21 protein-coding genes are annotated in these 21,555 nt (G+C 63.5%); 14 read left to right on the forward strand and 7 right to left on the reverse strand.

What is annotated here, in order from left to right; genetic code table 11:
- The first annotated feature begins 53 nt into the window (after positions 1–53).
- The 6 genes from SPO_RS13425 (at position 54) to SPO_RS13450 (ending at position 7,006) form a co-directional block, all read left to right on the forward strand.
- Positions 54–1,106, forward strand: a complete 1,053-nt coding sequence (locus tag SPO_RS13425) for a glycosyltransferase family 2 protein (protein ID WP_044029283.1) — start codon at positions 54–56, stop codon at positions 1,104–1,106.
- Positions 1,106–1,792, forward strand: coding sequence for a sulfotransferase (locus SPO_RS13430; protein ID WP_044028498.1), 687 nt, complete (start codon positions 1,106–1,108; stop codon positions 1,790–1,792). The genes SPO_RS13425 and SPO_RS13430 overlap by 1 nt, the downstream gene beginning before the upstream one ends.
- Entirely contained in the window at positions 1,792–4,173 is a 2,382-nt protein-coding gene (locus tag SPO_RS13435) for a glycosyltransferase family 2 protein (RefSeq protein ID WP_011048351.1), read from the forward strand. Before SPO_RS13430 ends, SPO_RS13435 begins: the two co-directional genes overlap by 1 nt.
- Positions 4,174–4,176: 3 nt before the next feature.
- Positions 4,177–4,875 (forward strand): FkbM family methyltransferase, encoded by a 699-nt coding sequence (locus SPO_RS13440; protein WP_011048352.1) that lies wholly within the window; start codon positions 4,177–4,179, stop codon positions 4,873–4,875.
- Positions 4,876–4,881: 6 nt separating this feature from the next.
- Positions 4,882–5,961 carry a glycosyltransferase family 2 protein gene (locus SPO_RS13445; protein ID WP_011048353.1) on the forward strand — a complete coding sequence of 360 codons (1,080 nt, stop codon included), beginning with the start codon at positions 4,882–4,884 and terminating at the stop codon, positions 5,959–5,961.
- An 85-nt stretch (positions 5,962–6,046) separates the two neighbouring features.
- Positions 6,047–7,006: a hypothetical protein gene (locus SPO_RS13450; RefSeq protein WP_011048354.1), complete on the forward strand. Its 960-nt coding sequence runs from the start codon at positions 6,047–6,049 to the stop codon at positions 7,004–7,006.
- Here SPO_RS13450 and SPO_RS13455 read toward each other — a convergent pair.
- Entirely contained in the window at positions 6,997–7,437 is a 441-nt protein-coding gene (locus SPO_RS13455) for an SRPBCC family protein (RefSeq protein WP_044028501.1), read from the reverse strand. The two genes, SPO_RS13450 and SPO_RS13455, sit on opposite strands and share 10 nt — an antisense overlap.
- 105 nt (positions 7,438–7,542) lie before the next feature.
- On the opposite strand from SPO_RS13455, the gene pyrC reads away from it, so the two are divergent.
- The 3 genes from pyrC to SPO_RS13470 all read left to right on the forward strand — a co-directional run bounded on the left by pyrC (position 7,543) and on the right by SPO_RS13470 (position 11,024).
- Positions 7,543–8,583: a dihydroorotase gene (gene pyrC / locus SPO_RS13460; protein ID WP_011048355.1), complete on the forward strand. Its 1,041-nt coding sequence runs from the start codon at positions 7,543–7,545 to the stop codon at positions 8,581–8,583.
- A gap of 77 nt (positions 8,584–8,660) precedes the next feature.
- Complete coding sequence (locus SPO_RS13465; RefSeq protein ID WP_011048356.1) at positions 8,661–9,338, forward strand: orotate phosphoribosyltransferase; 678 nt, start codon at positions 8,661–8,663, stop codon at positions 9,336–9,338.
- Between the two features lie 195 nt (positions 9,339–9,533).
- Positions 9,534–11,024 (forward strand): replicative DNA helicase, encoded by a 1,491-nt coding sequence (locus SPO_RS13470; protein ID WP_011048357.1) that lies wholly within the window; start codon positions 9,534–9,536, stop codon positions 11,022–11,024.
- 9 nt (positions 11,025–11,033) lie between these two features.
- Here the strand turns inward: SPO_RS13470 and SPO_RS13475 are convergent, their stop codons facing one another.
- A complete protein-coding gene (locus tag SPO_RS13475) occupies positions 11,034–11,924 on the reverse strand; it encodes a LysR family transcriptional regulator (protein ID WP_011048358.1) in 891 nt (296 codons plus the stop codon).
- 140 nt (positions 11,925–12,064) lie between these two features.
- Between SPO_RS13475 and SPO_RS13480 the strand changes: the two genes are divergently transcribed.
- The 5 genes from SPO_RS13480 to SPO_RS13500 all read left to right on the forward strand — a co-directional run bounded on the left by SPO_RS13480 (position 12,065) and on the right by SPO_RS13500 (position 16,165).
- Complete coding sequence (locus tag SPO_RS13480; RefSeq protein WP_230981807.1) at positions 12,065–13,102, forward strand: D-cysteine desulfhydrase; 1,038 nt, start codon at positions 12,065–12,067, stop codon at positions 13,100–13,102.
- 31 nt (positions 13,103–13,133) lie between these two features.
- Positions 13,134–13,997, forward strand: coding sequence for an amino acid ABC transporter substrate-binding protein (locus SPO_RS13485; RefSeq protein ID WP_011048360.1), 864 nt, complete (start codon positions 13,134–13,136; stop codon positions 13,995–13,997).
- Positions 13,998–14,063: 66 nt separating this feature from the next.
- On the forward strand, positions 14,064–14,780 hold the full coding sequence (locus SPO_RS13490) for an amino acid ABC transporter permease (protein ID WP_011048361.1): 717 nt from the start codon (positions 14,064–14,066) through the stop codon (positions 14,778–14,780).
- Between the two features lie 3 nt (positions 14,781–14,783).
- A complete protein-coding gene (locus SPO_RS13495; RefSeq protein WP_011048362.1) occupies positions 14,784–15,440 on the forward strand; it encodes an amino acid ABC transporter permease in 657 nt (218 codons plus the stop codon).
- Positions 15,437–16,165 (forward strand): amino acid ABC transporter ATP-binding protein, encoded by a 729-nt coding sequence (locus tag SPO_RS13500; protein WP_011048363.1) that lies wholly within the window; start codon positions 15,437–15,439, stop codon positions 16,163–16,165. The genes SPO_RS13495 and SPO_RS13500 overlap by 4 nt, the downstream gene beginning before the upstream one ends.
- A 131-nt stretch (positions 16,166–16,296) precedes the next feature.
- On the opposite strand, the gene SPO_RS13505 is transcribed toward SPO_RS13500, so the two are convergent.
- From SPO_RS13505 to SPO_RS13525, 5 genes are read right to left on the reverse strand one after another with little or no spacing between them, the layout of a single operon-like run.
- A complete protein-coding gene (locus SPO_RS13505; protein WP_011048364.1) occupies positions 16,297–17,754 on the reverse strand; it encodes an aspartate/glutamate racemase family protein in 1,458 nt (485 codons plus the stop codon).
- A complete protein-coding gene (locus SPO_RS13510) occupies positions 17,751–19,121 on the reverse strand; it encodes an aspartate ammonia-lyase (RefSeq protein WP_011048365.1) in 1,371 nt (456 codons plus the stop codon). The genes SPO_RS13505 and SPO_RS13510 overlap by 4 nt, the downstream gene beginning before the upstream one ends.
- 10 nt (positions 19,122–19,131) lie before the next feature.
- On the reverse strand, positions 19,132–19,890 hold the full coding sequence (locus tag SPO_RS13515) for an amino acid ABC transporter ATP-binding protein (RefSeq protein ID WP_044028503.1): 759 nt from the start codon (positions 19,888–19,890) through the stop codon (positions 19,132–19,134).
- 10 nt (positions 19,891–19,900) lie between these two features.
- The gene (locus tag SPO_RS13520; RefSeq protein ID WP_144084009.1) at positions 19,901–20,761 is read right to left on the reverse strand and encodes an amino acid ABC transporter permease; all 861 of its coding nucleotides are present in this window, start codon (positions 20,759–20,761) and stop codon (positions 19,901–19,903) included.
- Between the two features lie 10 nt (positions 20,762–20,771).
- Positions 20,772–21,527, reverse strand: a complete 756-nt coding sequence (locus tag SPO_RS13525; protein WP_044028507.1) for an amino acid ABC transporter permease — start codon at positions 21,525–21,527, stop codon at positions 20,772–20,774.
- Between the last annotated feature and the right edge of the window lie 28 nt (positions 21,528–21,555).

Consider the following 21,555-nt stretch of genomic DNA (forward strand, 5'->3'; position numbering starts at 1 on the left):
CAGGCGATGGCAGCAACAATTTCCAGGACGGCCCCGGCGGCCAAGGCGGGCCGATGCGGATAACGGCGGTGACCTGCGTCAAGAACGAAGGGCCGTTCCTGCTGGAATGGATCGCCTTCAACCGGCTGATCGGGGTTACCGATTTCCTGTTCTATTCCAATGACTGTTCCGACGGCACCGACCGGCTGCTGGATGCGCTGGCCATGGCCGGCCCCGATCTGGCCGACCTCTGCGGCAACGTGGTGCATCTGCCCAACCCGGCAGAGGGGCGCAATTACCAGATGGAGGCGCTGAAGGATGCCGCCCATCGCACCGTGGTGCAGGCCGCCGACTGGGTCTGGATCGCCGATGTGGACGAATTCCTCAACATCCATGTGGGCGACAACACCATCCCCGCGCTGATCGCCGCCTGCGGCGACCCCACGGCGATCTCGGTTCATTTCCAATTCTTCGCCAATGACGGAATCGACGGGTTCGAGGACCGGCCGGTGATCGCCCAGTTCACCCGCTCTCACAATCCCGACATCTGGTGCGGCGAGACCGCGATCGAGGTGAAATCGCTGACCCGGCGCGACTTTCCCTTGCAGTATTTCGGCGCGCACCGCCCCTTTTTCAGCAAGAAGCAGGGCAAGAAGAAGGGGCTGGCCTGGGCCGATGGCTCGGGCCGTCAGGTGCCGCATAAATTCCTGGTCGCGGCCAATCCGCGCCGCATCCGCAAGTTTCCGGCCAAGGGCGCGCGCAACTTCGCCACGCTCAACCATTACGCGCTGCGCTCGCTGGACAGCTACCTGGTCAAGAACGACCGGGGCGATGTGAACCGCGAGAACCGGGCCTTTGACGACAGCTATTGGCGCGAGCGCAACGATCCGGCCTGGCAAGAGACCAGCATCGCACGCTACCTGCCCGCGCTGGAGGATGCCTTGGAGCGGATCAAGGCGCATCGCGAGATCGGCGCGCTGCATGACGAGGCGGTGCGCCTGCACCGCGAGAAATGCGCCGCCCTGCTGAACCAGCCCGCCTATCGCGAGATGCAGGCGCAGCTGCGCGCCGCCTCGACCTTGCCACCGGACGAAGAGGCGCTGTTGCAAGAGATGGGAATGCTGTGATGGCGCGTCTCAGGGTGATCAATCTGGGCCTGCCCAAATCGGGCACCACCACGCTGGGCGTGGCGCTGCGCGCCTCGGGGCTGAAAGTGGCGGACTGGAAGGTGCGCAAGTTCCAGTCGGCAAACCCGGAGGTGGCGCGCCATTTCCTGGGCGATCTGATGTATCGTGGCTATTTCGAAACCGGCGACCCCCTGCATCTGCTCGACGAGTTTGACGCGATGACCGAGATCAACGTGGTGGGCGGCGAGCTGAACCGCTGGCCGCAAACCGATTGGGGCCTGCTGGAGGCGATTATCGAGCGGCATCCGGGGGCGAAATTCATCCTGTCCTATCGCGACCCCGAGGCGCAGGCCAACAGCATGATCCGCTGGACCAATCTGGGCCGCAAGCGGCTGCGCATCTTCGATGTGCCGGGTCTGCCGGGTAAATTCGGCCGTGCACCCGCAGATATCGTGCGCTGGATCGACGGGCATAACCGGTTCTGCCGCCGGGTCTTCGCGGGCGATCCCCGATTTCTGGAATATGACATTCTCGACCCCGAGGCCCCGGCCCGGATCGGCGCCTTTCTCGGCCTGCCGATCCGCTGGTGGGGCACCGTGAACGAGAACCCCGAAACCGGCGCCGAGACCGTCACCGAAACGGTGTCCGAGCCAGACGCGGCCCCGAGCGAGGATCAGACCAGCTGATGCGTATCGTCCTTCATATCGGTCCCGAGACAACGGGTGCGGACCGCATCCAGTCGATCCTGTCGGACAAGCGCGAGGGGCTGAAATCGCAGGGCGTGCTGTTTGCCCGCAGCCCAGGCAACCGCAATCACATGCGGCTGTATATGTCGGTGAGCGATCCCGAGCACGTGGACCCGTTCCGCTATAATCGCGGCTACGCTGCGCCCGAGGCGCAGGAGCAGCTGCGCGAGGCAATGATCGAAGGGCTGCGCGCCGAGATCGCCGCCAGCCGCCCCGACACGCTGATCCTGTCGGCGGCGCAGATGGCCAGTTCGTTCCACCGCCCGTCCGAGGTGGCGCGGCTGCGCGACCTGCTGGCGCCGCTGTCCAATGACATCCAGGTGGTCGCCACGGTGAGCGACCCGGCGCGCATGCTGCTGGATCACTATGCCGCCCAGGTCTCGGAAGGCCGTGCCACGCCGCTGGAGCAGGAGCTGAACCTGATCGGCGCGCCCGGCTGGTGGCAGGCGGCCACGGCGGCGATGCCCGCCATCGACCCGATCCGTGGCATCTTCGAAGAGACCCAGGGGCCGGCCTTCTGGCTCGATCTGGTCGGGCTGGTGGCCCTGTGGGAGGCAGGCTTTGGCGCCGGAGCGGTGCGGCTGTTTTCACACGACCCCGCCGATCTGGCCAGCCCCGGCGCGACCGAGCTGGTGCGCGAGATGTTCGGCATCACACGCGGCATCGGGCGGGCCGAACCCGCCTTGCCCGCCCCCTTGCCCTCGGCCGCTACCCTGTCGCGCCAGCGCCGGTTCAACGAGATATTGCTGCGCTACATGGCCAGCGGCGACAAGGTGGTGAGCCGTCAACTGTGGCGCAGCCTGCTGGACGAGCTGGTTGTTGACGGGACGCCCCCGACACCTGACGGGCTGGCCGCGATCTCGACCCGGTTCGAGGCTGCCAACAGCGCCCTGATGCTGGATCACCCGGGGATGAACGAGGATCAGTTCACCCCGCCCCCCGCCGCCGACTGGGTCGAGGCCGACCCCGAGCGCGGCTTTCGCGCCTCGCAATACCTGCTGGCGGCGCGCTGGCGGATCGACAAGCTGAGCGCCGAGCAGCTGGCGCTCAGGGCCGAGCAACTGGCGGTCGCACCCGCAGAAACCGCGCCGGCGCCCCCCGCCGCTCCGCAGGTCGAGGCCGAAAGCGACGACAGCCTGAGCGAGACCGCCCGCCGGCTGATGCCGCCGCTGGCGGTGCAGAATTTCGAGAAGCTGCGCAAATCCTCCTATGCGCCACATAACCGGATCGGCGCGGTGGACGAGGAACAGCTGGCCGCTTCCTTTTCTCCCGCCAAACCGCGCAAGCTGGCCAAGGGCAAGACCGGCAATCTGATCGTCGGCTGCATGAAGAACGAGGCGCCCTATATCCTCGAATGGGTGGCCTATCATCGGGCCATCGGGGTCGACAATTTCCTGATCTACACCAACGATTGTTCCGACGGCACCAGCGAGATCCTCGACCGGTTGCAGGCGCTTGGCGTGCTTCAGCATCGCAACAACGACAACTGGAAGGGCAACTCGCCCCAGCAGCACGCGCTGAACCAGGCGCTGAAGGAACCGGTGCTGAAAAACAGCGACTGGATCATCCATATCGACGTGGACGAGTTCATCAATATCCGCTGCGGCAACGGCACGCTGGACGATTTCTTTGCCGCCGCCCCCGACGCCACCAACGTGGCGATGACCTGGCGGCTGTTCGGCCATAACGGCGTGACCGAGTTGAAGGACGAATTCGTCATCGACCAGTTCGACGCTTGCGCCCCGAAATACTGCCCCAAGCCGCATACGGTCTGGGGGTTCAAGACCATGTTCCGCAATATCGGCGCCTATGAGAAGATCAGCTGCCACCGGCCCAACAAGTTGGACGAAGCCTTTGAAACCAAGGTGAAATGGGTCAATGGGTCGGGTCAGGACATGACCGGAGAGGCATTGAAATCAGGCTGGCGCAACTCCAAGAAATCCATCGGTTACGACCTGTTGCAGCTCAATCATTACGCCCTGCGCAGCGCCGAGAGTTTCCTGGTCAAACGTCAGCGCGGCCGCGCCCTGCATGTGGATCGCTCGATCGGGCTGAACTATTGGATCCGGATGGACTGGAACGACCACCGCGATGTCACGATCAAGCGCAACCTGCCCCGGATGCGCGCCGAATACGACCTCCTGATGCAGGACGACACCCTGCGCGACCTGCACGCGGCGGGGCTGGACTGGCACCGGGCCAAGGCCGCTGAGCTGCATGGCATGCCCGAATTCGAAGACCTGTATCGGCAGGCCCTCGAGGTGCGGCTGAGTGGCACCGAACGGGTCGCCTATGCGCTGGCCCTGGATGTGGAGAGCTGAGCCATGGCAGACGGACCTCAGACCAATGAAGGCAAGTTCCTGACCTCGCGCGGGATGCGCTTTCCACTCGATACCGACATCCTGCCGAAACGGGTGCGTCTGTTGCTGCGCACCGACGGCTACGAGGCCAAGGAGGCGCGCGCCGCCTATCGGATGATGAAAGAGGGCGACGTGGTGATGGAGCTGGGCGCGGGCATCGGATTCATGTCGACCCTGATCGCCAGCAAGACCCGGGCCGCCGAGGTGCATTGCTTCGAGGCCAATCCGCGCCTGATCCCCTATATCGAGGCGGTACATGCCGCCAATGGCGTGACCAACGCCCATATCCACCATGCGCTGTTGGGGGACAAACCCGGTCGGCGCACATTTTATCAGCGCAGCTCGATCCTGGACAGCTCGCTTGCGCCGCTGCCCGAGGATGACGAAACCGTGGAAAAGGTGCAGGTGCCTGTGCGCGGCGCCGCCAAGGCGATGGCCGATATCCGTCCCAGCGTGCTGGTCTGCGATATCGAGGGGGCCGAGGTGGACCTGCTGCCGCAGCTTGACCTTTCGGGCCTGCGCGCGGTGCTGATCGAGCTGCACCCGCAATGGGTGGGCAAGGAAGGCGTTGCACAGGTTTTCGAGGCAATGCGCCGCGCCGGACTGGTCTTCTTCCCGCGCTGGTCCCAAGGTAAGGTTGCGGTGTTTCGCAGCGATTGGTGAGGGCGCATGCGCAGTCTGGCGGTTCTGACGGTTCGCAACGAGGCAGCGTTTCTGCTGGAATGGCTGGCCCATCACCAGGCCCTGGGATTCACAGATTTCCTTATCTTTTCAAATGACTGTCAGGATGGCACCGACCAGATGCTGGACCGTCTGGCGGAAATGGGCCAACTGGTCCATCTGCGCAATGACGGTCCCTATGACAAGGGCGGCATCCAGTTCACCGCGCTCAAGGCCGCCGCGCGCCACAAGCTGGTGAAACAGGCCGACTGGATCCTGCCGCTGGATGTGGACGAATTCGTCAATATCCACGTCGGCGATGGCAGCCTGTCCGCCCTGTACGAGGCCCTGCCACACGCCACCGCGATCACGCTGACCTGGCGCTTGTTCGGCAATTCTGACACGCCGCGCTATGTCGATGCGCCGATAACCGAGCAATTCACCCGATGCGCGCCCGAGATCATGTACTGGCCCTGGCGCGCCTCGATGTTCAAGACGCTTTATCGCAACGACGGCACCTATCGCAAACTGGGGGTGCACCGCCCGCGCAGCCCGGTGCCCGAACGGCTGGAAACCTCGCACTGGTATGACGGGCATGGCCGCCCGCTTGAGGAGATGTTCCGCGAGAACCGCATCTTCTCCAGTTATGGCCGCCCCAATTACGGGCTGGTGCAGCTGAACCACTATCCGCTGGGTTCAATGGAAAGCTTTGTGCTCAAGGCCGATCGCGGCCGCGCCGTGCATTCCGAACACATGCTGGACGTGGATTACTGGGTCGAGCGCAATTTCAACACCGACAGTGACGATTCGATCCTGCGCTATGGTGAGCGCAGCGCACCGTTGCGCCAGGCCCTGTTGGCCGACCGCAAGCTGGCCCGGCTGCATCAGCGTGCGGTGGAATGGCGCCAGAAACGCTTTACCGAGTTGATGAAGCAGGAACCCTATCGGGCGCTGTTCGCCCGGTTGCTGATGACGCCGCCCTCGCGCCTGATCAGCGCCGCCTCGGCCCGCACGCTGGTGGGTTTCGCCAATCTGGGCCGCATGGAAACCGCCGACGACGGTCCGGAAAACGACCCGAAACCGGCCTGAGTTTTGCCCAATTTAGCCTCATTTCCCGTCTAGATCCTGTGTTCGAAACCAGCCCGTCACGAGGCCGGAGTATCGAGGACCAGTTATGCAGGACGCAAAGACGAGCATTGACGAATCCATCGCCGGATTCCGTCGTGAGGTGTGGAAGCAGAAGCTTCTGGAACAGGCCGAGGCCGAGGGCATGGCCCAGGAACTGGGCGCACGCCACTTTGCCACCTTCATCGACCGCGATGCCACACTGCTGGTAACCTTCGAGACCGCCGAGGGTATTCGGTCGATCTCGGAAACCCATCAACCCTTTGGATTCGAACTGGTCAAATCCAAGGGCTGGTCGCATCTGTGCATCATTTCGGATGGTGACACCTGGTTTCGCGATCCCAAGGTCTATGGCTTTTTCGACCGGTTGATCGACGATGGCTTCTTTGAGGATTTCGACCAGGTCGTGTTCTATGGCGCCGGTCCCTGCGGATATGCTGCGGCGGCGTTTTCCGTGGCCGCACCGGGCGCCACCGTGGTGGCGGTGCAGCCCCAGGCAACGCTGGATGCGCGCATGACCGAATGGGACGACCGGTTCACCGAAATGCGCCGGGTCTCGTTCACCGACCGCTATGGCTATGCCCCCGACATGCTGGATGCGGCTGACCATGCCTTTGTCCTTTATGACCCGGCCGAATCGCTTGATGCGATGCATGCAACGCTGTTTGCGCGTGACAATGTCACCCGTTTGCGCATGCGCTACATGGGCGCCGAGTTGCAGGCGCGGCTGCTCGACATGAACCTGCTTTACCGCATCCTGCTGATGGCAGGCACCGGCAAGCTGAATGCCAAGAGCTTCTTCCAGATCTATCGCGCGCGACGGTCTTATCCCCGCTATCTCAAGGGGCTGGTGGCCGTGCTTGACCGACAGAACCGGCCCTATCTGAACATGGTGCTGTGCCGCAACGTGATCGCCCGGATGCCGGCGCGCCGGTTCCGGCGCCGCCTAGAAGAGCTGGAAGAAGACGCGCGTGTCGGCAAGTTCGCACCGCCCCCCGGTCAGGCCTGAGCCCGCAACAACCGCTTGCGCACGTGATGGCGCCAGGCATGGGTGATCCGCAGCCAGAACAAGAGCAGCGGTGTCAGCCAGCCGGCCTCGACCTCGATCCGGTCGATCAGCCGCGCCCCCGCCCCGGCGGGGAGCACCTCCAACGTATGTATCAGGCGCCGCAACCCATGGCCCGATTCCTCGGACACCATACGCCGGGTGGTGGCATCATACAGGGTGACCTCCATCCGATAGGGCTGTGACGGGAAAAGGCCCAGCAGCGACAGATCGACATCGATCACCTGCCCCTGATGCACCGGGCCCGAGGGCAGATGATCCAGCCGCATCCAGGGGTGAATCACCGCATCCAGCGTGTCCAGATCAGTGACGAGGCGAAACAACCGATCGGGATCGGCATCGTAGATATGATCGAGTGTCAGAGTCCGGCGCATATTGTCCCCCAGAGCCTCAAGACTGCCGCGCGACCGCGCACCTGAGAACCGCGCAAATTGCCTCGCCCCCTTTCCCGAATGCCGCACCTGTGCTAGCGGGGCGGCATGACCCAGAGCCTCACGATCCGCCGCCCCGACGACTGGCACCTGCATCTGCGCGACGGCGCCATGCTGGCCGCCGTCCTGCCCGAAACCGCGCGCCATTTCGCTCGCGCCATCGTCATGCCGAACCTGGTACCGCCGGTGGTGACCGGGGCGCAGGCGGCCGCCTATCGCGACCGGATCCTGGCGACGCTGCCCAAGGGCATGAATTTCGAACCGCTGATGACGCTCTACCTGACCGAGCAGACCGATCCCGACGATCTGGCCGCGGCGCACACCAGCGGGCTGATCACCTCGGTCAAGCTCTACCCGGCGGGCGCCACCACCAATTCCGCGAGCGGCGTGAAGGATTTTGACAAGGTACGTCCGGTGCTCGAACGCATGGCCGAAATCGGCTGTCCACTCTGCGTACATGGCGAGGTCACGGATCGCGAGATCGACATTTTCGACCGCGAGGCGGTGTTCATCGACCGGGTGCTTGACCCGATCCGCCGCGCGACACCGGGGCTGCGCGTGATCATGGAGCATATCACCACAAAGGATGGGGCCGATTACGTAGCCGCCAACCCCGAGGGTCTGGGGGCGACGATCACCGTCCAGCACCTGATGTTCGACCGCAATGACATGCTGGTGGGCGGCATGCGCCCGCATTACTACTGCCTGCCGATCCTCAAGCGCCGCCATCACCGCGAGGCGCTGGTCGCCGCCGCCACGTCGGGCGATGCGCGGTACTTCCTTGGCACCGACAGCGCGCCCCATCCGACCCACGCCAAAGAGGCCGAATGCTGCGCCGCGGGCTGTTTTACCGCGCCAATCGCGCTGTCCTGCCTTGCCCATGTGTTCGAGGAAGCGGGTGCATTGGACAAGCTGGAAGGCTTCACCTCGCTGAACGGTCCCGCCTTTTATGGCCTGCCTGTCAATGCCGACACGATCACGCTCAGCAAGGCCGACCCGCTTGACATCCCCAAGACCCTGCCCGCCGGAGAGCATACCGTCACCGTGTTCGATCCCGGTGTCCCACTGCATTGGAGGGTGACGAGGTAACAAATTCTTCGACGAAGAATTTGTCCCAGAATTTTACTTAAAATTCTGGTCCCGCCCTTGAAAAACGGAACCTGACCATGATCCCTGCCGCCTACCCGACCCGCGAAGAAATCGCCCGCCTGACCGCCCGCATGCTGCTGGAAATCGGCGCGGTGAATTTCAACACGAAAGAGCCCTATATCCTGGCCTCGGGCTTGCCCTCGCCCAGCTATATCGACTGCCGCAAGCTGATCTCCTTCCCGCGCATCCGCTCGACCCTGATGGATTTCCTGACCGTCACCGTGATGCGCAACGCAGGGTTTGAGGCCTTCGACAATATCGCCGGCGGCGAGACGGCGGGCATCCCCTTTGCCGCCCTGGTGGCCGAACGTATGGCGCTGCCGATGACCTATGTGCGCAAGAAACCAAAAGGTTATGGCCGCAACGCCCGCATCGAGGGCGCCATGAGCGAGGGCCAGCGGGTGCTGCTGGTCGAGGATCTGACCACCGATGGCGGCTCCAAACTCTCCTTTGTGGATGCGATCCGCGAGACCGGGGCCAGCTGCGGCCACACGGCGGTGATCTTTTACTACGACATCTTCCCCGAGACGGAAAAGACTCTGGGCGATCACGGGGTTGCGCTGCATTACCTCTGCACCTGGTGGGACGTGCTGGCCGAGGCCCGCGCGCAAAAGGCCTTTGACGAGGTCACGCTGAGCGGGGTCGAGGCGTTTCTCAAGGATCCGCGCGCCTGGCAGGCCGCCAACAAACGCTGACGCCCGACGCGACGGCATCCGGGCGGCTCTTGGCCGAAAGATGCTGCCGCCCCACCAGATATTGACGCACCCCCTACTGATCCTTCAAGATACGGGGGTGCGGAGATATGCACAGCATATCCCCAGAAAACATACAACTTGGCCGACTCGCGACGCTCGGCTATGACCTCTGACCCAAGAGGCGGTAGAGCAGACATGAACGAGATCACCACAATCGGACAGGCTTCGGCCGAGGTCCAGAATGCCGATACCATGCCGCATTCGGTCGAGGCCGAACAGCAGCTCTTGGGCGCGATTCTGACCAATAACGATCTTTATGACCGGGTCGCCCAGATCATCGGGCCCGAGCATTTCTATGACCCGGTACATGCCCGCATCTGGGAGGTCGCCGCCGCCCGCATCGCCAAGAACACGCTGGCCTCGCCGGTGACACTGAAATCCTTCATGGCCGAGGATGCGGGCCTGGCCGAGCTGGGCGGGGCCGCCTATCTGGTCAACCTTGCCGGCGCCTCGATCAGCGCATTCGCGGTGCGCGACTATGCGCAGATGATCTATGACCTTGCGATCCGGCGCGAGCTGATCCGGCTGGGCCGCGACATCTCGGACAAGGCCGCGCGTGTCGATGTGGCCAGCGAACCCAAGGAACAGATCGTCGAGGCCGAACAGAAGCTCTACAAGCTTTCCGAGCAGGGCCAGACCGACAGCGGGTTCAAGAGCTTCCTCAAGGCGGTGACCGAGGCGGTCAACGTCACCAACCAGGCCTATCAGCGCGGCGGTGGCATGGCCGGGATCTCGACCGGGCTGAACGACCTCGACAAGCAGCTGGGCGGGCTGCACCCCTCTGACCTGATCATCCTGGCCGGCCGCCCGTCGATGGGCAAGACCTCGCTGGCGACCAACATCGCCTTCAACGTGGCCAAGGCCTATAAGCGCGGCCAGCGCCATGACGGAACCGAAGGCGCGATTGATGGCGGCGTGGTCGGCTTCTTCAGCCTGGAAATGAGCGCCGAGCAGCTGGCGGGCCGGGTTCTGGCCGAGGCCTCGGAAATCTCGAGCCACAAGATCCGTCAGGGCGACATGACCGAGGACGAGTTCCGCCGCTTCGTCAACGCCGCCAAGGATCTGGAGGCCTGCCCGCTGTTCATCGACGACACCCCGGCCCTGCCGATCAGCCAGCTGGCCGCCCGCGCGCGGCGGCTGAAGCGGACCCATGGGCTGGACCTGCTGGTGATCGACTATTTGCAGCTGTGCCGGGGCATGGCCGACAACCGGGTGAACGAGATCGCCGAGATCTCGATGGGGATGAAGGCCATCGCCAAGGAGCTGAACATTCCGGTCATCGCCCTGTCCCAGCTCTCGCGTCAGGTGGAAAACCGCGACGACAAGCGCCCGCAGCTCAGCGACCTGCGGGAATCGGGCTCGATCGAACAGGATGCCGACGTGGTGATGTTCGTGTTCCGCGAGGAATACTACAAGGAACGCGAGAAGCCCGGCGATCACGAGCTGGACCGCATGGAAGAGTGGAAAACCGCGATGGAGCGGCTGCACGGCAAGGCCGAGGTGATTGTGGGCAAGCAGCGTCACGGCCCCATCGGCACGGTCGAGTTGAGCTTCGAGGCGCAGTTCACCCGCTTTGGCAACCTGGTCAAACCCTGGCAACAGGGCGGCCAGATCGAGCAGTACTGATCCGCGCGATCAGGCGCCGGGCGCTGCCAGCGCATTGCGAAACAGGATCGCGCGCTTGTTGTCGGTCCGGGCATAGAGCGCGATATCCATCGGGATCCGCCCATAGCCCGGCGACAGGATGACCACCTCGCCCGAGATGATCTGATCGTGGATCAGCGAGTGCGGCACCCAGGCGGCGCCGATCCCCGAAAGCACGAGCTGCGCGATGCCCACCGAAAAGGTGCTTTCGACCACCACCGGCCCATCCAGCGACAGGGCCGCGTCCTTGTTGTAATGCGACACGATCTGCCCGAACAGGCTGCCCTTGGGATAGCTGATGCGGGGCGTGTCGGGGGGCAGGACATTGCCGTCCTTCAGCCGGTGCCGCAACGCGCCCCCCACCACCGGCACAAACGCGTCGCGACGCCAGACATAGCGGGTCACCGAACTGTCAAACGGCGCCAGCGGCAGCACGCGATAGTCATAGCCCACCAACACATCGACCTCGTGCCTGAGGAACATCGACATCGCCTCGTCCTGGTTGCGCGTGTGCAGGCGCACATGCCAGCGGGTTCCGGCGCTGTTGGCAACCCGGATCAGCTCGGGAATGGCCGAGACCGACAGCGAGTGCTGGGTGACCACATGCAGCACATCCGCGCCGCCTTCGGGATCCTTCAGCTGCCCCTGAACCTGCTGGAGCTGCGAGAGCAAGGCGCGGATCTGCGGCTCGCATTTCGCCAGCGCGGGCGACAGTTCGACCCGGTTGGCACCGCGCACCAGCAGGTCGGTGCCGATCCATTGTTCAAGCGACCGGATGCGCCGCGAAAAGGCGGGTTGGGTCACGTTGCGGCGCGCTGCGGCGGCGGTCAGATTGCCCTCTTCCAAGAGGATGAGCGCATCTTCCAAAAGTCTCGTATCCATGCCTCAGCCATATCGGATGTATGGGCAGCATGCAAATTCGGCATTATTCAAACCGATTTCTCCTCTCTACCCTGAGAAAAAATATGCCAATCCAGGGGGGCATCGTGAAGACGTTTGTGGATGCGCCCGTTTCAGGGGCGGTGGACGATCAGGCATTGCTGCGCCGCGCATTGGAGCGGTTCGCGCGTATCCGCCTGGGGCATCTGCCGAGTCCGCTGGAACCGCTGGACCGGCTGAGCGAGGCGCTTGGCGGTCCGCGCATCTGGGTCAAGCGCGACGACTGCACCGGCCTGTCCAGCGGCGGCAACAAGACCCGCAAGCTGGAATTCCTGATGGCAAGCGCGTGCGAGGCCGGCGCCGACACGATCATCACCCAGGGCGCGATCCAGTCCAACCATGCCCGCCAGACCGCCGCCGCCGCGGCGCGGCTGGGCCTGCATTGCCACCTGTTGCTGGAAGACCGGACCGGCGCCGCGGACCTGGCCTATACCCTGAACGGCAATGTGCTGCTTGACCGGTTGCACGGCGCCACGATCTCGCGACGGGCCGGCGGGTCGGACATGGCGGCCGAGATGGAGCGGCTGGCCGCGACGTTGAGGGGCAAGGGCAAGCGCCCCTATGTCATTCCCGGCGGCGGATCGAACCGGGTGGGTGCCCTTGGCTATGTCAATTGCGCGCTGGAACTGAGCGAACAGGCCCTGAGCATGGGCCTGGACATCGACGCGCTGATCCATGCGACGGGCAGTTGCGGCACGCAGGCCGGCCTGGTCGCGGGCCTGGCCGGCCTGTCCTGGAACACCCATCTGCTGGGGATCGGCGTGCGCGCGCCGCAGGAGCGGCAAGAGGCCATGGTCTTTGATCTGGCCTGCGAGACCATGGATTACCTTGGCATGGGAATACCGATCGTGCGCTCGGGCGTGCGGGCCAATTGCGACCATGTCGGGCCGGGCTATGGCCTGCCGACCGAGGCCATGTGCGAGGCGGTCAGGATGCTGGCGCGGCTCGAGGGTCTGCTGCTTGACCCGGTCTATACCGGCAAGGCCATGGCGGGCCTGATCGACCTGACACGGCAGGGATATTTCGACGGGATGGCGAATATCGTCTTCCTGCATACCGGCGGCAGTGCGGCGCTTTTCGGGTATCCGGAAATCTTCGGACTGCCGGGATACCAACCATAAGACCAACAAAGTTCAACAAGGAGACCAAGACATGAACCTACTGAAACCCATCCTTGCGGGTGCCGTCGCGCTGGGCCTGGCCCTGCCGGTCGCCGCGCAGGACCGCACCGGCACGCTGGCAAAGATCGACGCCTCGGGCGAGATCGTCATCGGGCACCGCGAAAGCTCGGTCCCCTTTGCCTATCTGGACGAGAACCAGAAACCGGTCGGCTATTCGATTGACCTGTGCATGAAGATCGTCGAGGCGGTTTCGGCCGAGCTGGGCAAGGAGCTGTCGATCAAGTACGTGCCGGTCAACCCCAAGACCCGGATCGCACTGATGGCCAATGGCACCATCGACCTGGAATGCGGCTCGACCACCAACAACCTGACTCGTCAGGAACAGGTGGAATATCTGCCCACGACCTTCATCACCGGCACCAAGCTGATGGTGCGCAAGGGCTCGGGCATCAGCTCGGTCGCCGATCTCGACGGCAAGGCGGTGGCACTGGCACAAGGCACCACCAACGAGCGCGCGGTCAAGGCCGCGATCGAGACGATGGGTCTGGATGTAAAGGTTCTGCCGGTGCGCGATCACGCCGAGGGCATGCTGTCGCTGGAGACCGACCGCGTCGATGTCTATGCCACCGACCATATCCTGCTGTTCGGCCTGATCGCCAAGTCCAAGACCCCCGACGCGTTCGAGGTGGTGGGCGATTTCCTCTCCTTTGACCCCTATGCCCTGATGGTGCGCCGCGACGACAGCGCCTTTGAGCTGGTGGGCAAGAAGGCCCTGGCTGCCGTGTTCCGCTCGGGCGAGATCGACGCGATCTATGCCAAGTGGTTCGATCCGCTGGGCGTCGGCCAGACCGACCTGCTGAAGGCCGCCTTTCAGCTGAACGCACTGCCGGAATAAGCCCCCCCTTGCGGCAAGGCGCAAGCCCCGCGCGGGGCTTGCGCGCCGACCACAGGAAGAACCGTCATGAACTATAACTGGAACTGGGGGGTCCTCTTCGAGGAGGAATATCTCGGCTGGCTGATCTCAGGCGTCGGGTGGACCTTTTCGGTCGCCCTGGTGGCCTGGGTTCTAGCGCTGGCCGTCGGTATCCTTGTCGGGGTCGGGCGCACCCTGCCTTCGCGGCCTGTCGCCCTGCTCTGCACCACCTATGTCGAGATATTCCGCAATGTGCCGCTGCTGGTGCAGCTCTTCCTGTGGTATTTCGTCCTGCCCGAGATCGTTCCCAGCGACATGGGCCGATGGATGAAGCGCGACATGCCCAACCCCGAATATGTGACGGCGGTGGTCGGTCTGGGGCTCTATACCGCCAGCCGGGTGGCCGAACAGGTCCGCGCCGGTATCAACGCGGTGGGCGGTGGCTTGACCAGCGCGGCCTATGCCAACGGGCTGTCGACCGCGCAGACCTATCGCTATGTCCTGCTGCCGATCTCGTTCCGTCTGATCGTGCCGCCGATGACCTCGGAATTCCTGACCATCTTCAAGAATTCCTCGCTGGCGCTGACCATCGGTCTGTTGGAACTGACCGCGCAGAGCCAGCAGATCGCCGAGTACACGTTCCAGGGCTTCGAGGCCTTTACCGCCGCCACCGTGATCTATGTGGTCATCGCGCTCTGCGCGACGGTGATCGCGCAGATCCTCGAACGGCACACCAAGATCCCCGGCTTTGTAGGAAAGGCATGATCCATGGGTGATTTCGATCTTTCCGTCATAATCGACAACCTGCCCTTTCTCTGGCAGGGGTTGCAGCTGTCGCTGCTCCTGACCTTTCTGGCCGTTGTCGGTGGCATCGTGCTGGGCACGCTGCTGGCGCTGATGCGCCTGTCGGGCATCCTGCCGCTGTCGCTGCTGTCGGCCGGCTATGTGAACCTGATCCGCTCGGTGCCGCTGATCCTGGTGATCTTCTGGTTCTATTTCCTGGTGCCGCTGGCGCTGGGACGGCCGATCGGCGGCTTCTACTCGGCCCTGATCGCCTTTGTGATGTTCGAGGCCGCCTATTACTCGGAAATCATCCGGGCGGGCATCCAGTCGGTTCGGCAGGGCCAGGTGCATGCCGGGCAAGCGACCGGGCTGAACTACTGGCAGATCCAGCGCTATGTGGTGCTGCCGCAGGCCTTTCGCAACATGGTTCCGATCCTGGTCACCCAGGGCATCATCCTGTTTCAGGACACCAGCCTGGTCTTTGTGGTCAGCCTGCGCGACTTCATGACCGTGTCCTCGATCGTCGCCCGCACCGAGGGCCGGCTGGCCGAGATGTACGTCTTTGCCGCGCTTGTCTATTTCGTCATTTGCTTTGCCGGATCGCTGTTTGTCCGGCGCCTTCAGAAAGCCAAAACCGCATGATCGATATCCAGAACATTTCCAAATGGTATGGCACCTTCCAGGTCCTGACCGACTGCACGACCTCGGTCACAAAGGGTGAGGTGGTCGTGGTCTGCGGGCCATCCGGGTCGGGCAAGTCGACCCTGATCAAATGCGTCAACGGGCTGGAACCGGTGCAGCAGGGCAAGATCACGGTCGAGGATTTCGAAGTGACCGCCAGGGGCACCAACCTGACCAAGCTGCGCGCGCGGATCGGGATGGTGTTCCAGCATTTCGAGCTCTACCCGCATATGAGCGTGCGCGAGAACCTGTGCCTGGGTCAGCAAAAGGTGCTGGGCCGCAGCCGCGACGAGGCCAATGCCAAGGCTGAGGCACTGATCGACCGGGTCGGCCTGTTGCCCCATATCGACAAGTTTCCCGGCCAGCTATCGGGCGGTCAGCAGCAGCGGGTTGCGATCAGTCGCAGCCTGGCGATGGACCCGATCGCGATGCTGTTTGACGAGCCGACCTCGGCGCTCGATCCCGAGATGATCAACGAGGTGCTCGACGTTATGGTCGAACTGGCCCGCGAGGGGATGACGATGATGGTGGTGACCCACGAGATGGGCTTTGCCCGCAAGGTGGCCGACCGGGTGATCTTCATGGACGAGGGGCACATCATCGAGGATCGCCAGACCGAGGCGTTCTTTGGCAATCCCGAAAGCGACCGGGCCAAGGATTTCCTGAGCAAGATCCTCAATCACTGAGGCGGGGCGTCACGTCCCGCTCCCCTTCCCCGATGGCACATGGCGCACCGCCAGTGCCACGGGGGGCGGTGGTACCTCTGCCGCAGCGGGGTCTTGCTCGGTCGTCACGTCAGCTACAGGCTCATCCCCGTTCAGCCCATGCCGCCTGCAAAATCGCGCGCGCGGGCAGAGATCGCCGCCTGAACACAGGCCCGGGCCAGCACCTCGGTCGGATCGATCAGGCGGATCGCGGCAGGCGCGGGCAGGTGCACAAGCGGCAGTTCGGTACATCCCAGAATCGCGGCCTGCGCGCCCTGCCCGGTCATCGCTGCGATGACCTGCGCCAGCTGAGCGGCGCAGCGCCCCGTGGTAAAGCCCGCCTTGACCCCGGAGGGACCATAGATCACCTCCATCACCATCTCTTGCATCCCGGCGTCGGGCAGGACCGGGTCCAGCCCCTGATCGCGCAAGGCGGATTGATAAAGGCCGCTCTGGATCGTGCCGCTGGTCGCCAGCACCGCAACCTTGCCTATCTCGGGGTGCAGTGCACCGATGAAACGCGCCGTTTCGGTCAGGATACTGATGATTGGAATGTCGAGGTTCTTCTGGATGCGGTCGACAAAGGCATGCGCCGTATTGCAGGGGATGGCGATGGCCTGGGCGCCGGCGCGTTCCAGCTTCTTGCAGGTCGCATAGAGCGCCAGCGTCGGGTCGGGGCCGCCCTTGACCAGGTTCTCGGTCCGGTCGGGGATTTGCGGGTTCTGCTCGACAATCAGCTTGATATGGTCCTGATCGCGCTCTGCCGCGGTGCCCTCGACGATCTTTTTCAGGAAATCGACCGTCGCCGCCGGCCCCACGCCGCCCACCACCCCCACTTTGAACACCGCAGGACGTCGCCCGCTGGTCTGCGCCAGCGCGAACCGGGCGTAAATCTGGTTCACGTCAAGGATCGGGGCATCGGCGATGACATCGCCCGCCCCGAAGATCACCGGCAGTTCGGTCATTCCCGGGATGATGACCTCGGCCCCTTGGGCCAACAACGCGGCCACCGCGCGCCGGATCGCGGGCAGAACCTCGGGCAGCGGCCGCCCGGCCTTGAACCCGCCCGGCCCATAGATTGCCTCGAGCAGAGCGGCCTCAGTGCCGGCATCGGGATACAGCACCTGCTGGTCGGCGGTCAGCATCCGCTGGAAAAAGCCGTTGCGACGCACATAGGGCGTGGTGAGCACGCCGATGCGGCGCGCCGCGCCATGGTGGCGCGCCAGCTCTGCAACAATCGCATCGCCGATCGAGATCAGCTCGATGGGCAGTTCGGCAGCCAGTTCCTCAAGAAAGGTATGGGTGATGAAACAGGGCAGCAGCGCGGCGTCGCACCCGTTCTGCTCCATGCGGGTCAGCGTGTCGAACACATAAAATTTCCGGTGGGTCGGCAGGTAGTCCGGGCGCGAAACCGGGATCGGTTCGCTCAGCGGCTTTTGCTCGAACAGAATCTCGCGGTGATCGCTCTCGGATTTCACCGGTGTCGCCGCCACCAGTTTGTTGAGGATATCGGCGCCCCCGCGGGCCCCCAGCCCGCCAACGATACCCAGTTTCAGGCGGCCGTTCCTCATAGCAGAGAATCCACCAACGCCGCGTCCAGCCCCTGTTTCAGACAAGCCTCGCGCAGGGTGATCCCTTCGGCCCGGGCGCGTTTGGACACTTTGGCCGCCGCATCATAGCCGATGACCGGCGCCAGCAGCGTCGCCAGCACCAGACTGCCGCCCAGCAGCTCGGCACAGCGTTTCTCATCCGCCCGGATCCCCCGCACGCAGCGATTGTTGAGCACGTTCATGCCCCCCGTCAGCGTCGTCATGGTTTCCATGACCTTGTAAAAGATCACCGGCTCCATCGCGTTCAGCTGCAATTGCCCGGCCTCGGCCGCCATGGTCACGGTCAGGTCGTTGCCGATGGCCTGATAGCAGATCTGGTTGACCACCTCGGGGATCACCGGATTGACCTTGCCCGGCATGATCGAGGACCCGGCCTGTGCGGGGGGCAGGATGATTTCCCCCAGCCCGGCGCGCGGGCCCGAGCTGAGCAGGCGCAGGTCGTTGCAGATCTTGGAAAGTTTGATCGCCACCCGTTTGAGCGCGCCTGAAAACATCACGAAGGCGCCAAGATCCGAAGAAGCCTCGATCAGGTCGCGGGCCGGAGACAGCGCCAGCCCCGTGATATCGGCCAGTTTCTCTACCACGAGCGGGCCATATCCCTCGGGCGTGTTGATCCGGGTGCCGATGGCGGTGCCGCCCAGATTGACCTCGGCCAGCAGTCGGCCCAGATCGGTGATCCGGTCGATATCTTCGGCCAGAGTATTGGCAAAGCTGTGAAATTCCTGCCCCAAGGTCATCGGCACCGCGTCCTGCAACTGGGTACGGCCCACCTTGTTGATATGGGCAAACTCATCACCCTTGTCGTGAAAGGCCTGAACCAGATCGCGCAGCGCCGCACTCAGCACCCGCGCCTTGGACAGCGTCGCAAGACGGATCGCCGTGGGATAGACATCGTTGGTCGATTGCGAGCGGTTGACGTCGTCATTGGGATGCAGGTGGCCATAGTCGCCGTAGCTGCCGCCCAAAACGATCAGACCCAGGTTGGCGATCACCTCGTTGGCATTCATGTTGGTCGAGGTCCCGGCCCCACCCTGCATCACGTCGACGCAAAACGCCTCGTGATGCTGACCGGCGATGATCCGGTCGCAGACCGATGCGATCACCGCCGCCTTGTCCGGGGTCAGCGCGCCCAGTTCGGCGTTGGTCAGGGCGCAGGCCTTTTTGACCTGCGCCAGCGCCACCACGATTTCGGGATAGTGGCTGATCGGTATTCCGGTGATCGGGAAATTCTCGATCGCGCGTTGGGTTTGTGAGCCCCAGGGCGCGCCCTGGGGGATGGTGCAGGCGCCGATACTGTCATGTTCGGTGCGGCTGGCGGTGGTGTCCATTCAAGGCGACTCACAAGATCTGGCTGAGAAACAGTTTGGTGCGCTCGTCCTGGGCATCGTCGAAGAAACTGTCCGGCGGGCCATGTTCCACGATCACGCCCCGATCGGTAAAATAGATGTAATCGGCCACTTCGCGCGCAAACCCCATTTCATGAGTCACCAGGATGCAGGTCATGCCCTCGGCGGCCAGTTCCTTGATCGTGAGCAGCACCTCCTTGACCGTCTCGGGGTCGAGCGCGGCGGTGACCTCGTCAAACAGCATCACATCGGGCTGCATCGCCAGCGAACGCGCGATGGCGACGCGCTGCTGCTGCCCGCCCGACAATTCGCCCGGATAGGCATCTTCCTTGCCCTCAAGGCGCACCTTCTTCAGCAGGGCACGCGCGCGGTTTTCGACCTCGGCCTTGTTCTCCTTCATCACCAGAACTGGCGCCATCATGATGTTCTGCAGCGCGGTCTTGTGCGGGAACAGGTTGTATTGCTGAAACACCATGCCGATCTTCTTGCGCAGTTCCAGCTTGTCGAGCCTGGGATCGTGCACCTCTTGCCCCTCGACGGTGATCGAGCCCTCCTGAATGTCGTTCAGGGCGTTGATACAGCGGATCAGCGTGGATTTGCCCGACCCCGACGGGCCGATGATACAGATCACCTCACCCTTCATGATGTCCATGTCGACACCCTTGAGCACCTCGAGCGTACCAAAGGATTTGCGGACACCGCGGATCGACACGATCGGGTCTTCGGGGGGCCAGGTGGCAGTTGCGGTCATGTGAGGCACCTCAGAGTTTGACGGCGAATTTGCGTTCCAGGCGCAGGGTCAGCCGCGCGATCGGATAGCAATAGGCAAAGAACAGCAGCAGCACGAAGCCATAGAAGGGCATCAGCAGCTCGGGTCGGTTTTCCTCGGCCACGATGGCCTGGCGGGTCAGGTTCATCACCTCTTCGACACCCAGGATCGACACCAGCGGGGTGGCCATGGTCAGGATCGCGTACCAGTTCATCCAGGGCGGGATCATCCGCTTGAAACATTGCGGCAGGATGATCCGCCACATGGTCTGCTGCCGGGTAAAGGCCAGCGCCTCGGCCGCCTCCCATTGAGTGTTGGGCACAGACCGGATCGCGCCGCGCACGATTTCCGAGATATTGGCCATGATCGGCAGCGACAGCCCCACCACCGCCTTGATCCAGGCCGGTACGAAATAGGCCTTGCCAAAGATCGTGACCTCGAAGGGCAGCGCCAGCATCACGATGAACAGGATCACCAGCCAGGGCGAGTTGCGAAACAGCTGGGTGATGAACCAACTGATCCGGCGCACCGGGCGCAGCAACGAGATCTGGCAAAGCCCCAGCAACACGCCGACACCAGTTCCGATGATCAGGCAAAGGAACGAGATCAGGATGTTGAACAGGAAACCTTTGGTGATCAGAAACGGGGCCCAGCGCCACAGGGCATGGAACGGGCGCACCGCCTCGCCCGATTGCGCCAGCGCCAGCGATGGCCAGAGCGCGCAGAGAAAGAAGAGCGCAAAGGGGATCCAGACAGGCACTGCCGCCAGGACGCGGACCGGCGTCATCGTGTCCTGGTTCAGGCGGGCCTGATCCAGGGGTCTCAGCACGGCCATGGGAGAGTGAGTGGTCATCGGTATGTCCTCAGTTGCCATAGCCGGGGATCGCCAGGTGACGCTCCCAGCGGTTCATGCCCAGAACCATGATGCCGACAAGGCCGATATAGACGACAAAGAGCAGCAGCATGGCCGGATACTGGGCCGAAGGGTAGTCGTTCCAGATCGTCACCGCCTGATAGAGCAGTTCCGGAACGGCGATGGCGAAGGCTTGAGTGGTGGTCTTGATCAGGTTGACGAGATTGTTGTTGAGCGCCGGCAGGCTGACCCGAAAGGCAAGCGGCAGGATCACGTGTGAATAGGTCTGCAGGCGCGTCATCCCCAGCGCCTCGCTGGCCTCGATGGTCGCATCCGGTACCGCCTCGATACCTGATCGAAAGATCTCGACATTGAAGGCCCCGGCAAAGAAGGACAGCGAAATGATCGCCCAGCCGACGTTCGAGATGATGGGCACCTCCAGCCAGCCATCGGGCGAATAGGTCGGGGTCAGCTGGCCCAGAGCGAAATAGAAGAACAGCAGTTGCACAAAGGGCGGCGTGTTGCGGAACAGCTGGATGTATCCCTGCACCAGATTGCGCAGCAGCCGCCGTTTCGACCCCTGCAGCCAGGCGCCGACAACCCCGATGATGACGCTGAAGACAAGGCAGGCCAGCGACAGGATCACCGTGTATTGCAGGCCTGTCCAGATCTTGCCGGCCTGTACGGGCTGATAGAAGAAGACGAAATTCCACCTGGGGTAATCTTCGGCCAACTGGCGGAAGAACTCTGAGAAAGCATCAAGCATGAGCGGTCCTGAAATTGGCGCCCCGCGC

The sequence above is a fragment of the Ruegeria pomeroyi DSS-3 genome (assembly GCF_000011965.2).
In the GTDB taxonomy this organism is placed as follows: Bacteria; Pseudomonadota; Alphaproteobacteria; order Rhodobacterales; family Rhodobacteraceae; genus Ruegeria_B; species Ruegeria_B pomeroyi.